At 41.1% G+C, this 16523-nt stretch carries 16 protein-coding genes; 8 read left to right on the top strand and 8 right to left on the bottom strand.

What is annotated here, in order from left to right:
- Positions 1–4: 4 nt before the first annotated feature.
- The 5 genes from ACEN2L_RS09400 to asnS form a co-directional block, all read right to left on the bottom strand.
- Positions 5–1108, bottom strand: coding sequence for a diguanylate cyclase (locus tag ACEN2L_RS09400; protein ID WP_441743405.1), 1104 nt, complete (start codon positions 1106–1108; stop codon positions 5–7).
- A gap of 18 nt (positions 1109–1126) precedes the next feature.
- The gene (locus tag ACEN2L_RS09405; protein ID WP_441743406.1) at positions 1127–1708 is read right to left on the bottom strand and encodes a PqiC family protein; all 582 of its coding nucleotides are present in this window, start codon (positions 1706–1708) and stop codon (positions 1127–1129) included.
- A 1-nt stretch (position 1709) separates the two neighbouring features.
- A complete protein-coding gene (gene pqiB / locus ACEN2L_RS09410; RefSeq protein WP_441743407.1) occupies positions 1710–3413 on the bottom strand; it encodes an intermembrane transport protein PqiB in 1704 nt (567 codons plus the stop codon).
- Entirely contained in the window at positions 3406–4575 is a 1170-nt protein-coding gene (locus ACEN2L_RS09415) for a paraquat-inducible protein A (protein ID WP_441743408.1), read from the bottom strand. The genes pqiB and ACEN2L_RS09415 overlap by 8 nt, the downstream gene beginning before the upstream one ends.
- Before the next feature lie 162 nt (positions 4576–4737).
- Positions 4738–6135 (bottom strand): asparagine--tRNA ligase, encoded by a 1398-nt coding sequence (gene asnS / locus ACEN2L_RS09420; RefSeq protein WP_441743409.1) that lies wholly within the window; start codon positions 6133–6135, stop codon positions 4738–4740.
- A 287-nt stretch (positions 6136–6422) separates the two neighbouring features.
- Between asnS and ACEN2L_RS09425 the strand changes: the two genes are divergently transcribed.
- From ACEN2L_RS09425 to ACEN2L_RS09450, 6 genes are all read left to right on the top strand, one after another.
- Positions 6423–6827, top strand: a complete 405-nt coding sequence (locus ACEN2L_RS09425; RefSeq protein WP_306023169.1) for a hypothetical protein — start codon at positions 6423–6425, stop codon at positions 6825–6827.
- A 9-nt stretch (positions 6828–6836) separates the two neighbouring features.
- The gene (locus ACEN2L_RS09430) at positions 6837–7274 is read left to right on the top strand and encodes a GNAT family N-acetyltransferase (protein ID WP_441743410.1); all 438 of its coding nucleotides are present in this window, start codon (positions 6837–6839) and stop codon (positions 7272–7274) included.
- A gap of 33 nt (positions 7275–7307) precedes the next feature.
- Entirely contained in the window at positions 7308–7850 is a 543-nt protein-coding gene (locus ACEN2L_RS09435) for a DUF6817 domain-containing protein (RefSeq protein ID WP_441743411.1), read from the top strand.
- A 159-nt stretch (positions 7851–8009) separates the two neighbouring features.
- Complete coding sequence (gene ggt / locus ACEN2L_RS09440; RefSeq protein ID WP_441743412.1) at positions 8010–9719, top strand: gamma-glutamyltransferase; 1710 nt, start codon at positions 8010–8012, stop codon at positions 9717–9719.
- Positions 9720–10034: 315 nt separating this feature from the next.
- Positions 10035–11846 (top strand): diguanylate cyclase domain-containing protein, encoded by a 1812-nt coding sequence (locus ACEN2L_RS09445; RefSeq protein ID WP_441743413.1) that lies wholly within the window; start codon positions 10035–10037, stop codon positions 11844–11846.
- 67 nt (positions 11847–11913) lie between these two features.
- Positions 11914–12399, top strand: a complete 486-nt coding sequence (locus ACEN2L_RS09450; protein WP_441743414.1) for a DUF2919 family protein — start codon at positions 11914–11916, stop codon at positions 12397–12399.
- A gap of 26 nt (positions 12400–12425) precedes the next feature.
- Here the strand turns inward: ACEN2L_RS09450 and ACEN2L_RS09455 are convergent, their stop codons facing one another.
- Together ACEN2L_RS09455 and ACEN2L_RS09460 are read right to left on the bottom strand one after the other, a co-directional pair.
- Positions 12426–12839, bottom strand: coding sequence for a hypothetical protein (locus tag ACEN2L_RS09455; RefSeq protein ID WP_306023163.1), 414 nt, complete (start codon positions 12837–12839; stop codon positions 12426–12428).
- 13 nt (positions 12840–12852) lie between these two features.
- Entirely contained in the window at positions 12853–13767 is a 915-nt protein-coding gene (locus ACEN2L_RS09460; RefSeq protein ID WP_441743415.1) for a LysR family transcriptional regulator, read from the bottom strand.
- A 108-nt stretch (positions 13768–13875) separates the two neighbouring features.
- Between ACEN2L_RS09460 and ACEN2L_RS09465 the strand changes: the two genes are divergently transcribed.
- Positions 13876–14529, top strand: a complete 654-nt coding sequence (locus ACEN2L_RS09465; protein WP_441743416.1) for a hypothetical protein — start codon at positions 13876–13878, stop codon at positions 14527–14529.
- A 27-nt stretch (positions 14530–14556) separates the two neighbouring features.
- On the opposite strand, the gene tcdA is transcribed toward ACEN2L_RS09465, so the two are convergent.
- Positions 14557–15345 (bottom strand): tRNA cyclic N6-threonylcarbamoyladenosine(37) synthase TcdA, encoded by a 789-nt coding sequence (gene tcdA / locus ACEN2L_RS09470; RefSeq protein ID WP_441743417.1) that lies wholly within the window; start codon positions 15343–15345, stop codon positions 14557–14559.
- A gap of 204 nt (positions 15346–15549) precedes the next feature.
- On the opposite strand from tcdA, the gene ACEN2L_RS09475 reads away from it, so the two are divergent.
- On the top strand, positions 15550–16383 hold the full coding sequence (locus ACEN2L_RS09475) for a pirin family protein (RefSeq protein WP_441743418.1): 834 nt from the start codon (positions 15550–15552) through the stop codon (positions 16381–16383).
- Positions 16384–16523: the final 140 nt, after the last annotated feature.

Genomic DNA, 16523 nt, shown 5'->3' on the forward strand with positions numbered 1-16523 from the left:
AGCGTTAAATGGATTGTTCTACGTGGATGACGCTGCGGTTTCGGCCAGAATTTTTTGCTTGATAAAGCCCTTTATCTGCGAGGGTTATCGCATGGTTGATAGAGTCACTTGGGTTGACCTGATAAACACCCATGCTAACAGTGACGTTGAAGGGCCGACCGTTGTCGTAAAAGTGTTTTTCTGCGATGGTGGTACGCAGTTTTTCGGCAATAATAAAAGCTTGCTGCTCGTTGGTTTCAGGCAACAAAAATAGATATTCCTCACCTCCCCAACGCGCCACATTATCATGTTGGCGTAGCGCCGTTTTGAACGTTTGCGCTATTTGTTCAATGACTTGGTCACCAATTTGATGTCCAGATTGGTCGTTGATTATTTTAAAATGATCAATGTCACACATGATTAAACTTAATTCTTTTTTATGGCGAATAGCGCGCGAAAATTCAGCCTCTAATACCTCCGACATACCTCTTCGGTTAAGTAAACCAGAAAGCAAATCAACCCGAGCCTGGTTTTCGAACTTGCGGCTAATTTGTAAACTTTGCTTGTAGGATTTTTGACGAGAATATTCGTAAAAAGCAAAAAGGAGGCTTACGGTGAGAAATGAGTAGAGTAGGCGCGACTTAAACTCAAAACTATAACTTGCCGCTAACAACGCATTGTTTGGATAAAACAACATAAAACTAATTGCTAAAATAAACAGACCAATGTTTCGGGTACCTTTACGTAGACCACCAAAAAATAACGCTACGGGTGGAACAATATAAATCCATAAGGGACCGGTTCCATGCACTCCCCCAGCGAAAATTAAATACACCATCAAAAGCATCAAAGAAATAGTGACTAAACTGCCAGATACTCGATAAGCATTTTTTAAACGTTTATTGACCAATATGAGGCGAGATGTGAAAAACAATGTAGAGGCAATCAATAAAACAGTAGCGAGCAGGTTGTCTTGCCGAATCACGGCGGCTAAGCCCATGATCAAGGTTAAGGTATAACCAATAAAACCAAATAAGTTGGCAACAAGAATTTGTTGGTTTTTTTCAGGATCGTTATTCCTATTGGTACCGGTATTCAGATAATTTCTGATGAGCTGCTCTAACTTCATTATTGACGTGATTCTCTTTTAACTATCGAGTTTGCTGAGTTCTTGTTGAATTTGCTGAGCAACAAGTTGTAACAGGGCTCTTTGTTGCTCAACCGCATGAGTAAAGCCATCTTTACTAAGGGGAAGCTGGAAGAAAAAAGGCTGCTCTAACTCCTTTTTTGCCTTGGCAGATGTAATCCAAAACGCACCACTGACCAACACTGTAGAACGATCAGTTGGATAAAAATGATCAATTTGTACATTTAGTTCCATCATATTTTGTTCTAATAAAGGCGAGTTGTATCCAATAATTTGCATGTGCTCGCTTTGATTAAGGTCAATCAACAGTACCTTAGCGATGGCTGCCTCTAATGATTCGGCCCACAAATCATGTCGAGAAAAATACATTTGGTTTTGATTAATTTGCATGCTCAAGCCTGATTGCTTGAGGTAGTCCGCCAACACAATTTTGTTCAGTCTCACCTTGATACTTTTATTTGCTTGGCTAAATGGGTCTGACACCTTAGTTGGGACATAGAGCATATAATAATTTACTTTATTGACTGGCGCACTGCAGGCAATGAGGCTAAAAATGAACAGTAAAATTGTCATTTGGCGCATATTAATTGTTTCCTGTGGGTGAAGGTGCTTGGCCACGTTTGGCCGCCTTGGGCTCCAATCGTTGCTCTTCTATTCCGTCACCAAAAATTAAACTGTTGGGTTTGTTATTTAATTGCAATAAGAGTGGTTGCATATCATTTAAGGTATTTTGAATAGTGCGCAGGGTTTGATTCACTTCTTGGTAGTTCTCTGAACCCGCAGAGAAGTCTTTAGTCAACTGACTCAAACTATTTAAGGTCTCAGCTAATTGACTATTTAGTTTCTCGCCTTGAAAACTAGACACCAAATGGTCAAAATTTTCGCTGGTCTTTTTCAGTGATTCTGCGGTTTGGGTCATGTTGAGTAACATTGTATTGGTGTTATCAGCAATATTTTGCAGTTTTATTTGATTGATATTATCCAGTACAGCCGATATTTTTGCGGTGATTTGGGCAAATTCATTACTCACCGTGGGAATAACGTCGTAGTTGAGCAAGGTACTTATTTTAGATGGTTTTTCATCTGGATAGTGCTGCAAGTCAACAAATAACGCGCCTGTTAAAAAATTGCCCATTTTTAGGCTGGCGCGCAGTCCTTCAGACACCCACACTAAGGTCTGTTTCTTTACATAATCTAAACCCCTTTGATCGTCGGATTGCTGCACTCGACCAGGCTGGATACCGATGATGACCGGGATATCGAAGCTCTCTTCTAATAAATAGGCTTTATTTAACTCAGGTGGATTAATGGCTAATACTTTACCGATTTCTAAACCCCGATATTCAACGGGGGCACCGACATGTAAACCGCGCACGGTATCTTTAACTAAAATCACAAACTCGACACTTAACTTGTAACGCTGCTCTGAGGCCTCATCGTAATTACTATGAATATCAAAATTAGTGCGTTGTGAAATAACATCTCCAGACGGGATCCCTTCTGGCACACCAAAGGTGACCCCGTTAGTGAGTAAACTTTCTAAGCTGCCAGTGTCAAACTTCACCCCCCCTGCGTTTAACTGTACTGATATGCCACTGGTATCCCAGAACTTCGTATTTTCAGTGATAAGCTTGTGGTAAGGCGCGTTAATAAAGGTGTTGTAATACACAACTCGTTCTTCAAAATTAAAATAAGTGTCTTCGATTTCACCGACTTTTAAGCCTTTATAAATAACTGGGTCGCCCTCTTTATAGGCAAATTCTGCGTTACTATTAAGGGTGATGTGCAAGCCCGGTGTGCCAGCTGGAGTGACAGGAGGTGCTGATAAGGCGGAAAAGTGGGTACTTTTTTCCTGCTCTTCGCCAGGCGCCATATTAATATAAGGCCCTGACATAATTGTGCCTAAACCAGATATTCCATTAAGTGAGATACGCGGGGATACAATCCAAAACTGACTGTCTTTATGTAACAAGGACGCCACATTGGCGTTCATTCTGGCAGTGACTAATACGCCTTGCAGGTCGTCAGCGAGTTCTATTTTTTTGACTACACCGATGTCAACGCTGCGGGTTTTAATTTTGGTTTTACCCGCTTCTATTCCGGTTGCGTTAGGAAATGAAATAACAATTAGCGGCCCTTGGCTACTCCACTGATAGTAAACCATCCACATACCAATAAATAAGGCCACCAAAGGAATAAACCAAATCTTGGAAATTCGCCTCACTGGTTTTACTTCGGCCACTTCCCTTGTAGAAGAATCGTTTTCAAGGTTTGAGTGATCACTCATTGTCTGATGGGTCCTTTTGCCAAATCAGGCGGGTATCAAATGACATGGCCGCCAGCATGGTAACAATGACGACGCCACAAAAAGCGATTACAGCGTGCCCTGGATGAATACTCATTACGTTTCCTAATTGAATTAAACTGACTAACACCGCCACTACAAATACATCAATCATAGACCAACGACCAATAAATTCGGTGAAGCGATACCATTTCATACGCTGAATAGTTAAGTCTTGATGAGCAAATTGCACGCTAAAGTTTAGCCAACATAAAATCACTATTTTAGCCACAGGTACCAGTACACTGGCAACAAAAATAATAAATGCAATGGGGTAAGAGCCTGATTGCCATAACAATACTACACCACCAATAATGGTACTGGGTTGCTCATCGCCTAGAGTATCGGTAACCATGATAGGGAGCAAGTTGGCGGGAATGTACAATAGAATGGCAGTCAGGAGTAAAGCCCAAGTGGTTTGAATACTTTTTGATGCATCAATGTTTTTTTTAGCTCTATTGGGTTGGCCTTTTATTTCGCTTCGTAACTGGTGTTCATCCAGGAAAAGCAACATCGCACTCATTGCTACAGTGAACAACAAAAAGGCATAAAACGACAAACCTATCCCCACATCGGCAAGTGAACTTATTTTCACAAGACTAACTAACACACCAACTAAAAATATTTCCGCCATTGCCCAAGGTAAAATAGCAAAGATAAAGGTCACAAAATAGGATGCTTTGGGTAAAACAATGCCAAATTGCAAAGGCACCAGGATCAGGAGTAGTGACAGTAAAATACATGCAGGTAGCACAATAATGGCGCTGGCCATTATTAGGCCTAAAATTGCATAATCTTGGGCAAATAATAATTCGATACTGCTTAGTATATCTATTTGTTGGCTTTGCCCTCCCGCGCTAAAAGACAAAAACTTGAAGGGCAGGGCTATGAGCAAAAATATTAACGCTGAAAAAGCCAGTGCACAGACCCATTGCGTAGCATGTTCACGATAGGCCGTGAGGCGATAACCACAACGGGGGCAAATCGCTTTGTGTTTATTGGGCAAGTGCGGAATATCAATATGATATCCACATTCATGACATGTGATTGAAGCAAACGCTGAGGTTTGAGATTGACTCAATGTTGATAATCGTTGTTCACTCACATTGAATTCTTATTAGGATTTCCTGATAATCATGTTACCAATATTCATTGAGCTAAGCCAAGGGAAGCGTGGTGCTTTTATAAGTTTGATGTATCAAACAGAAAAACCTAAAGGTGATGCTGAAAAAGCCACCTGTCGGTGGCTTTAAAACAAGACTAATTATTAGTAATTAGCGTTACCCGGAGTACGAGGGAAGGGGATTACGTCTCTAACGTTTTGCATGCCAGTCACATAGGCCACTAAACGTTCAAAGCCAAGCCCGAAACCAGAATGAGGCACTGTACCGTAGCGACGTAAATCACGATACCAAGCGTAATCTTCTTGGCTTAAGCCCATTTCTGCCAAGCGCGCATCAAATACATCTAAACGCTCTTCACGCTGTGAACCACCGATAATTTCACCAATGCCTGGGGCAAGAATATCCATGGCCGCCACTGTTTTACCATCGTCATTAATGCGCATGTAAAAGGCTTTAATATCTTTAGGATAATTTTGCATGATGATAGGTGCGCCAACATGTTCTTCGGCTAGATAACGCTCATGTTCTGAAGATAAATCCACCCCCCAAGACACCGGGAATTCGAATTTTTTACCGCAATTTTGCAGTATTTCGATAGCGTCAGTGTAATCCATTCGCACAAAATCTTGCTCAATAACTTGCTCTAATCGAGTCACTGCATCGGGTTTAATGCGCTGAGCAAAAAATGCCATATCATCGGCTCGCTCTGCAAGAACAGCTTTGAAAACATATTTAAGCATGTCTTCAGCAAGTTGAGCTACATCGGCTAATTCAGCAAAGGCCACTTCTGGCTCAATCATCCAAAACTCTGCTAGGTGTCTTGAAGTATTAGAGTTTTCGGCTCTGAAAGTGGGACCAAAGGTATACACCTTAGACATGGCGGTACAATAAGTTTCAACGTTTAACTGACCTGAAACTGTTAGAAAGGTTTCTTTACCAAAAAAGTCTTGGCTGAAGTCGATTTCGCCTTGCTCTGTCTTGGGTAAGTTCATCATATCCAAAGTCGATACTCTGAACATCTCACCCGCACCTTCGGTATCACTCGCGGTGAGGATTGGTGTACTTATCCAACAGTAACCCCGTTCGTGAAAAAAACGGTGAATAGCTTGAGATAGACAGTTTCTAACACGGGTTACTGCGCCCATCACATTGGTTCGCGGGCGCAAATGAGCATGCTCACGCAAATATTCCATGCTGTGTCTTTTAGGCGCCATTGGATACGTATCTGGATTTTCTACCCAGCCGATAATATCAATGCTATTTGCATCGATTTCTAGCGCTTGACCTTGTCCTTCAGACGCTTTTAAAACGCCGCTGGCGATAATAGAACAACTCGTTGTTAAGCGTTGAATATCAGCATAATTTTCTAAAGTATTCAAAGCAATAACTTGAATGGGATCGAAACAGCTTCCATCGTGCAAGGCAACAAAAGACAGGCCTGCTTTTGAATCACGACGAGTTCTAACCCATCCTTTTACTGTGACATGTTCGCCAACTGCGTATTTACCGGCAAATATATCTGCCACCGAGGCGTGCGCCATTTCTTCTTCTCCAAGCTGTGGGGATAATCCCTATTTATTAATATCAATTTACTATGACGCTTTTTCATCGCTAAAGCGTTAGCCTGCTAGGCTGACCAGATAGTTTAAAACGTCTATCAAGATGATGTACTCTTACCGAAACCAACATAAAACGCAGATGGCGAGTAATGGCCGTAAAATTACGTAAGTGAGCGTTTTAATTAAACGACTGACTTGGCTAAGTTAGCAAGGTGTGTAATCTTACTCAGCTAGCGCACAGACTCAAGAAAAATCGAAGTAGAGAAGGTATGCAACAGCAAAAAAATGATCGTAGGGGTGAAAAACAGGCGATGAATCGGCGTAAACAGCCCAGAGAGACTGATCGCTTGTTTAAATTCATGGTGGCAATCAATGTTATTGGCTGGCTGGTCTTCTTAGCTGCTTTAGTTGTGTTTCACTATGCCCGGCCAGAATTTATCTCAGGTGTTCAAGCTTTCTGGGGAGTGACAGGACGAGAGGAGTGGTCTTCGGCTTTGAGTCATTACCTTGTTGCCCTATTAATCATCTGTGTAGCGATCAGTTTGCTGGTTCTCATCATTAAGCGCAGACGCAATAGACGAGAAAACGACTATTACGGAATCAACGGCTATGTACTCATGTTTGCTGCCGCGAGTAGTTTAGTTATTTTATATTTTGAACTAAATAGTCAGTAAGGAAAATATGTGGTTTCAGGATACAGAATAAGCCACCAGTTTGAAGAGCAAAATATAGGAACCATTCATGGATTTTTAGCCACTTCATATTGGGCAAAAGGGATTCCGCTCAACACCTTACAAAAAGCCTTAGAAAACTCCTTATGTTTTGGTGTGTTTACCGAGGCGGGAGAGCAAGTTGGTTTTGCTCGAGTGATCACTGATTACGCTACCTTTGCTTATTTAGCGGATGTATTTGTAGTCGAAAAACATCGAGGGCGAGGCTTAAGTGTTTGGCTGATGGACGAAATACATCGTCATCCTGATTTACAGGGTTTGAGGCGTATGTTGTTAGCTACCAGTGATGCTCATGGTTTATATCAACAATATGGTTATAACAGCCTCAGCAGTCCAAGTGTTTTTATGGAAATTTGGCAACCAGATGTGTACAAAAACCGACTGGGTTAAATGAAAATAATGGCTTATTAGGGCAGAGTATTGATGTTAGATAAATTTATTCAGTTAATTCAACTTGGCGCCGGTGATTTTGAACATTTCGATGCGAAGCAAATATACCTGCTTGACAATGTTCGTTGTTTACTGAAAGCGTGGGCCGCAAACGAAGTGCTGCAAAAGGCCGGACTCTACCATTTAGCGCACTCGCCTTTAGACGAACTCAATGACGAAGCGAGACATCATTTGTCTGAGCAAAGAGCAGCCCTTGCGAGTTTACTTAGTCCCGAAGTTGAAATCCTAATTTATTATTTTCATGTTTGCGACTATCAGCGCCTGTTTGATGAGCCTAAAGATAAGAAAAATGTCACGATATATGACCGATATTTGCAACAACATACTCGAGTTAATGAGCGTTTGATGAGCCAAGTATGTGAGTTAGCGACAGCCGTCGCGCTCGGGCAATTAAGCAACCAAAAAAAAGAATTGAATTGTATTACCCCATTTTTACAACAAATGGAGGAAAAAATGCACCCCTATTTAAGTCGAGGGGCTAAAAATAGGCTCAATCAGATACCTAAGGGCGTTTAGTGGGGCAATAGCCCTAGCGTTTAAAAGATGATTGTTAGCCATAATAACGAGATTGAAAGAAGTCAATTGCTCGAGGCTTTAGGCCTTCGACGCGATTGATTTGACGTTAGTGAATGAGCAAAGACTCAAACCTTGAGCAAAATTAAATAGGAAAAATAGATGTTAAATTTAACGCTCGAAAGAATAAATAAAGGCTTCATTTTAGTGGGCTTGTGTTGCTTAATTATTGGCTGTGGTGCCGATAATAGTGATACAAAAAGTCATAAAGTAGCTGCTAGTTCTCATCAATCGGCTGTTGCAATGCCTGATAGTTATAGTGCTGACGCCGCAAAAGCGATCTTGGATAAAGGCGGTAATGCGGTTGATGCCGCCATTGCTGCGCAATTTGTATTGGCAGTGACACTGCCTGAAGCCGGTAATATTGGTGGCGGTGGATTTATGTTGATTCATAAAGATGGCCTAAATGACTTTATTGATTATCGTGAAAAAGCGCCCTTAGCTGCGCATCGAGATATGTATTTAGATGAAAAAGGTGAGGTGATCCCCAATCAATCACTTATTGGTGTATTGGCATCCGGCGTGCCTGGCACCGTGGCGGGCATGTGGCTAGCCCACCAAAAGCATGGCTCTTTACCTTGGAGTGAGTTAGTTCAACCCGCTGTCGAATTGGCGGAGCATGGATTTGTGGTTCATCCGAAGTTAGGCGGGTATATTGAACGTCATATAAAACGTCTGGCTGAACAGGGCTTTGACGTCAATTTTAAAACTTACTTTGAAAAAGCGAAAGCGGGCGAGATATTCAAACAAGCCGAATTAGCAGCGACTTTACGTTTGATTCGGGATAAGGGACGAGACGGCTTTTATTTAGGTGAAACGGCTAGGTTAATCAGCGATTTCATGCAAAAAGAGAATGGCTTAATTAGTTTACAAGATCTGGCTCAGTATGAGGCTATCGCGCGCAAACCTATCATTGCAAATTGGCAGCAATACCAATTACTCACTGCGCCACCACCTAGCTCTGGTGGTGTTGCGATTATTCAGTGGTTAGAAATGTATGAAATATTAGCCAAAAAACACCCAAACTTAGTGCACAACTCAAGTGCTTATATTCATCTTTTAGCCGAGATTGGTAAACGGGTTTTTGCTGATAGAGCTGAGTATTTAGGCGACCCTGATTTTATTCAAGTTCCCCTGACTCGTTTGATTGATCCCACTTATATGGAAAAACGCAGTATGGGTATTGTACCCAATGTCATCTCAGAAACAGAGAGTATTCAACCAGGTCTGAAGGAGAGTGAAGAAACCACGCATTTTTCTATCATAGATAGTTGGGGCAATGCGGTTTCTAATACCACTACAATTAATTTAGGTTTTGGCAATTCTGTGGTCGTTGAAGGGGCCGGCTTTTTATTGAATGACGAAATGGATGATTTTAGTGCGAAACCTGGGGTTGCCAATGTGTTTGGTGCCATAGGTGGCAGCGCTAACGAAATACAGCCGCAAAAGCGAATGCTTTCTTCTATGACGCCCACCATCGTCTTAAAAAATAATGATGTTGCCCTCGTCACGGGCTCACCAGGTGGAACCACTATTATTAGCTCGGTCTACGAGTCTATCCTCAATGCGTTAGTGTTTAATATGAGTGCGCAAGATTCCGTCGACCGTCCTCGCTTTCACCATCAGTTGTTACCAAAAGATCAAATTCGTTATCATCCAGGGCTAGATCCTAGGGTAATTACTGAGTTAGAAAAAATGGGTTATGTGTTAGATGAAAACCGGTTTGGTGACTTGCAGTTAATCATCAACCAAAATGGTAAAATTGATGCTGCTTCTGAATCAAGCGGGCGCGGGAAAGCGATGGTTTTTTAAACACGCTTAATAAACTAGGTTTGCTATTTTAAATGACTCGCAAGGTTCGTCTGGGCCTTGCTTGTTTAATGTGTTTGCGGCCCTTGAGCCTGCTCACTGTTTCGTGACATATGACAAGCTTTCGACACACCTAACTTGAGGCTGTGAAGGAGTTAACACCTCAATACATGTTAATTTTACTGCTCTGGGTAATGTTTTTATTGGTATTACACAACAATAAATAACTATACTTGCGGTCTTAGCGAGAACGCTGTAGCAATAGGCACTAACAAAGTTAGTAAAAATAATAATTATAAACGTATGGTTGTTTTATTCATGTTTGAAAAAATCCCACAAAATGCATTGAGGTCTTTCAGTATTACTTTGTTGCTAGTCTTAGGGGGATTTCATCAAATAGTGAGGGCCGATGATATTGATGACTTCATCAAAAAATCACAAGTTAAGACCTATGATTGCCCGAAAAGTGAGGTTCTTCCACAACTCGATACTTTTCTAAATAGTTCCAAAACTACTCATTCTCAATCAATTGCTTTACAAGTTATTAAAACTCAGTCAATGATTTGTGTAGGCCAGCTTGAACAGGCTCAAAACGTGCTCGAAGACATAATACGTGATCCTGCCATTGATAAGTTGTCATACAGCTATGCCAGCGCAATTTATCAAATGGGTTATATTTTTGAGGCACAAGATGATCCTAAACGCTGTGCTTATTACAAACAGGCTGAAGAGCTTGGGATGGATAGTTTTAAAGATATAACACTGAGTTCTCAAATTGCGCAATTATCAGGATGCAGTGGAAATAAGCAAAGTATTGGTGAAAGGCTTGGTAAACTATTTGCGCTCCTTGAATCCCATGTGTTAACTAACGATAAAGAGGAAGTGGCACATATTCATAATGAAATTGGGTATCTGTTTGGAAAAATTGGTCAAAATGTATTGGCTGTAGAGCAATACCAAAAAGCTTATGATATAGGCTTAGATGTGTATGAAGAAAAAAACCAAGTAGCGCCTTTGATGAGTCTTATTAGTGCTTACATCGGTAGTGGTAATTTTAATGAAGCTAAATTGATGATTGATAAACTGGCCGATGAGAATAAAAAAATCAATACGCCCCTGACCAATTCATGGTTATATTACTCATTAAGCCGGTATTACTATTTAACTGACGAGTATGCTCAGATGCGCGTCAATTTGGTTAAATGGCAAGCTTTTTTGCCTATGGTGACTAATAAACAAATGGACGATTTATTTGCATGGTATTCGGCTTTCATTTGCATGATAGATGACGATAAAGATTGTATTACACAATATCTTAGCGCGCGTGAAATTGAGGACGCCCAAGTATCAAACGCCCTATCAAACAACAAAGACTATCTGCGCTTTTTGGTGGAGGCTAATTTATATCTAGGTAATGTTTCTGCTTCCGAAAAAGTATTTCAACGCTATGCAGATAAATTGACCACTAAGTTAAATCAGCAACAAGCGTCTGGTCAAGTGCTTGGTGTTGCCAATTTGTACACAAAAATCAATATGTTAGAAGAGAATATCACGAAAATTCAACGAGAAAATATACAAACTATTGTGTTGGTGTGTTTACTAATAACCGTGATAGCTCTTTTGCTCTATTTGACACTAGGACGACATTACTTGCGTAAATTGGCAACCGATAGTCTTACAGGTTTACGTAATGAACAATCAGTACTCGGTGCTATCAAGCGAATAAGATCAGTTCAGCGAGACAAGGTCAATGCTATTGCAGTGTTTGACGTGACTAATTTTTCTGAAGTTAATGCGCAGTTTGGCTATTTAACGGCTGATACCTTATTAAAACGGGTGGCAGGATGTTTAAATCAAGTCACTCGTGAGAAAGACCTGTTAGGGCGACTTGGGACAGACCGCTTTATCGTGTGTTTGAAAAATATAGATGATGAAACGGCTCGAGTGTTGTTCGATCGAATTCAAAATAGTCTAACTGATATGGCTATCAATGCAGGTAGCGGTGAAAAAGTGAATATTCATTCTAGTATGAGCATGTATCTCTCTCAGGACGGATTGCAAGACATCGAACAGGTGCTCGAAGAAATGCGAATGTCTGCGCATTACAACAAGAGAGCATCGGCTTTGTGACGATGAGTCAACACGCAAAGGTGTGATTGTATGCAACCCATTATTGACCTTGAAGGTTTAAATTACTTTGGCAAGATTACTACTTGAGTTGAAATACTACGATGAGGCTGGTCGGGTAAAGCCATCAGCTATACTGTCTTGGTGTGCGTTGTTTTTATGCCGCAGTATGTTTATTTTTGCCTTGTCGTTTATCCTGCAACAAAATAGCTCTGAATTGTTATCTTGGATCTACCCTGAAAAACGCTATTTATACCTCTCAATGTTGATTGCTGCTCCCGCGTTTAGTGCATATCTGCTGCTGGCATTTCGTGAGTCATTGACTAAGCATGAGAGATACTGGCCACTACTACTTATTAAGCCTTTGCTATTGCTCAGCTGTTTACTTGATATTGGCTTGCACTACTTTTTAGCTAAATCGCTTTATTGGCAGTTTTCATGGTCAATCGCTTTGTCGTTTCTGATTAATGTGATGATTGGCTTTTATCTGTTTAAAGACCGGCATTTACGTTTGTTGGTGAGTGACTGGTCTAGACCAAATAGCCCTATAGAATAGGGCCATAATATTCGCCTAATAATGGCTTATTGCATCTTGTTGGCCACAGCCTGCTCAAAGTAACTCTTAATACTAATATCACTATCATTCACCAAACGTTGATAGCAAATTCCAGCAAAAGCATAGGTGTTTCCAGCATATTCAAGCACAACATAGGGTGCATCAGGATCACTGACATCGTAATTCCAATTACCACCGATTTTATGGCGGAAAATTTCGCCAACATAGGCGCCATAAATATTACACAGTGTAAAAACAGCATTCTCTTCAAGGGCTTGATTTCGATAACGAGCTAACCAACCTAGTATGACTTCATCGACCAACTCTACACTTTGATCGCTTCCGTCTAGTTCAAGTTTAAATTCTTCTTGAGTGGTAATCACGGCATTTTGCGCACAATCAATCATAAGTTCTGTGAGTTCTTCTTGGCTCATTTGCATGTGTATCTATCCTTTATGCTTGTGGTTCTGGTAGTTGTGAAGGACACTGACGTAACGCAAGTATTTGCTGGTACAACATTTCGGTACCCGGTCCTATCTTGTCAGCACTTGGCACAACTAAATAAAAGGGGATCACCCTAAAACTACTGCCTTTAATGGCTAATTTCACTAATTTTCCTTGGCTAAGCGCTTCTCTAATGGTGTATTCTGGAAGCCAGCAAAAACCAATGCCTTGAGCCATGATATCAATTGCCGCGCCAAAGTCACTTACCGTCCAGCGCTGCTCTGACTTTAGCCATCCCTGTTTTTCTATCGGCAGTTTACCCGAATCTTTGATAACTAACTGTAGGTGTTGAGCTAATTCTCGAGGATCTATTTGATGGGGTAGTTTAGCCAGCTCATGCTCTGGATGGCAAACGGCATAAAAGTAGTGTTGGCAAAGAGGCTCACCTAAGTAGCCGCGAGGAATGGTACCGGAAATAACCAAATCAGCCCATTTTTCGGTTATCGCTTCTTCGGTGCCGGTTAACACGGTATTAATTATTTTAAGGCGACTACCACGGCTATATTTGTGAAAGTCGACTAAGGCAGGATAAAGATATTCTCTTGGAAAGGCGAGCTCTACGGCTAAGGTAATCTCAGGCTCCCAGTTTTGATTAATGTTGGTAGCCAGTTCTTCTAATTCTTGAATATTTTGCGTGAGAAGTCTGGCTCGTCTTAGCATGACCTCCCCAGCTTCAGTTAAGTGTGCCTTACGCCCGATTACTTCAAGTAGTTCGACGCCGAGTTGGTCTTGAAGTTTTGTAACCGCATGATTAAGCGAGGATTGGCTTTTGTTTAATTTTGCTGCCGCATGAGCATAACCCCCGTAGTCAACTACTGCTTGTAAAATTCGCCATTGCTCAATCGTTGTTTTTGCGCGATACATAGTTGTTTCTATTTTTTCGAATAATAACTTTTTGCTATTGTGACCTGAAGTGTGCAACAACGCCAGAGTGATCTGAGATCCGCCTCACTCGTAATACAACGAAATATAATGATACTGACTATTATGAATTATCGATCGTGGTTACCCTTATCTGCACTATGTATATTGGCTTTATTCAGTGCTTTAATAGAATTCAACATAATTCCGCCCGGTTTAGCCTTACTCGAAAAACTGCAATCTCAATTTAGTGATTATTTTTACCTGCTCATCGGTTTGATTATCTTACTTGAATCGATTGTCTACGTTGGTTTTTATTTTCCTGGTCAATTTTTTGCTGTGGTCCTAGTGGTGATGGCTAAACCTCAATGGCAAGACATTGTATTTTTGACCTTAGCAATGGTCATTGCAGCAACAGTGGGCTCTTTGCTTAATTTTTTGCTAGGGCGCCGCCTAGCGAAATATAATCAAACATCGGCAAAATTAAAAATAAAGTCCTTGCTAACTGCCATGATACACATCAATTCGCTGGCATTTTTTATGTTTTCTCAAGGCGGCCAGAGGCAGAGTATGAAGGTTGTCTTACTAGCTGGTTTGCTAAACCTACCCTACTACTTACTGCTCATCTTTGTGACGAGTTTGTTAAGTGAAGAAGTCATGTTGTTGGCCGAAAATACATGGCTTTTGGCAGGGGCGATATTGCTATGGTTGGCCGTCACAGTAGTGTTGGATATCCGTAAATATAAGGATGAGAAAACGCCATAATCAATTTGTCCACAACAATGTCAGGTTTTATGGCAAATGGGCTTTTGCTATTAATTTTTCAATTACTCTGGCTGCAGCAACAAATCCGAAGGTGCCGGTGACTGCTACAGATGCACCAAAGCCTGTATTACAATCTAACTTTACGCTTCCGTCTGACAAACTTTTAGTCGCGCAAACAGAGCCGTCTTTTTGTGGATAGCGCAGTTGCTCAGTTGAATAAACGCAATCAATGCCAAAACGTCTCTTACTGTTGACGGTAAAATTATGAAAGCGGCGTAGATAGGAGCGAAGTTTGGCTGCAAGAGGGTCTTGAATTGTTTTACTTAGGTCAGTAACGGCTATTTGGGTTGGATCTATCTGGCCGCCAGCCCCACCAATAGTGATGATTGGAATTTTATTCCGTTTGCAATACACAATCATACTGGCTTTGGCTTTAATACTGTCTGTGGCATCAACCACATAATCAAAGCCTTTATTAAACATTTCGGCTACGTTTTCTGGGGTGACAAAATCTTCTATTGCGTTAACTATACAATCGGGATTAATGTCGAGAATACGCTTTTTCATCTCATCGACTTTAGCCAAGCCGACAGTAGAATGCATCGCATGTATTTGGCGATTGGTATTGGTTACACAAAGATCGTCTAAATCAATAAGTGTAAGCTGCCCTAAAGCTGTGCGGGCCAATGCTTCTACTACCCAACAACCCACGCCGCCAATACCCACAACACAAACATGAGATTTAGCCAGTACTGCTGTTTGATTCATACCGTAAAGGCGCTCAGTGCCACCAAATCGCTGTTTTATTTGCTGCATAAAGAATCATTTAAATCGAATAATGGAAGATTATACCAGTGTTCGGGATTAATTTTGACTGACTGAAGCAATTTAAAAGCATAAATCTGACGAAAAACATTCGAATTAATAGATCTATCAATTCATAAATCTGAGATTTTATTCATTTACTAAACGTGGTGTTATGCGGCATCGATTTTAAGCACTAGTTCAGAGGTTAACCCAGTGAAGCATCCCAAGCAGATAAAACAAATCGTTCGAGGTTTAGCTACTCAAGACGGGGCAGGGGTAACATTAACACGAATCATAGGTCAGCCTGCCTTACCGCGACTCGACCCCTTTTTGCTGTTAGATGAATTTGGTTCAGATAAACCACAAGATTATTTAGCAGGTTTTCCCGAGCACCCACATCGCGGTTTTCAAACCGTCACTTACATGTTAGCCGGTAAAATGGAACATAAGGATTCTGTCGGCAACACGGGCTTAATCGAAACCGGCGGTATTCAATGGATGAATGCCGGACGGGGGATCATTCATTCCGAAATGCCGAAACAAACGGAAGGCTTGATGCGTGGTTTTCAACTTTGGGTGAATCTACCAGCAAAAGACAAAATGTCTGCGCCTAATTATCAAGATATTAAGGCCGCGGACGTCCCTGTGGTTAATATCTCTGAAGGGCTAAAGATTAAGGTATTGGCTGGAGAGTTTGACGGTGTAATAGGGCCTGTTTCAGCGCAAGCGGTAAGTCCTTTGTTTCTAGATTGTGTTTTTGAAAAAAAGCAAGCTGTCGTTATTCCTCGAGAGGAACAGCAATACTTCTTTGTATATTGTTATGAGGGAGAAGTTGAAGTTGGCAATGAAAAAATCATCAAGGGCCAATTAGCCGTGTTAGAAAGTCAATCGACTATCGAATTAGGTGGTGAATCAGGTGCTCAATGCATCGTTGTTGGAGCATTTCCCATTAATGAGCCCGTGGCTCAATATGGTCCATTTGTGATGAATACGGAGCATGAAATTCAACAAGCTTTTGAGGATTATCAAAAGGGACGCTTTGTTTGATGGTATTTGCTCTTTTTATCGCTAAATAGCGTTTTAGTTTCAGCGATGTGTTGAATAAGGTCACTAGCTTTAATACCATTCACGAAGAGAAATTTTGCCATGTTGACAGTAGTAGATAACATAACTGAAAAAGGAACGTT

The organism is Flavobacterium sp. W21_SRS_FM6 (genome assembly GCF_052119645.1).
GTDB lineage: Bacteria > Pseudomonadota > Gammaproteobacteria > Enterobacterales > Alteromonadaceae > Paraglaciecola.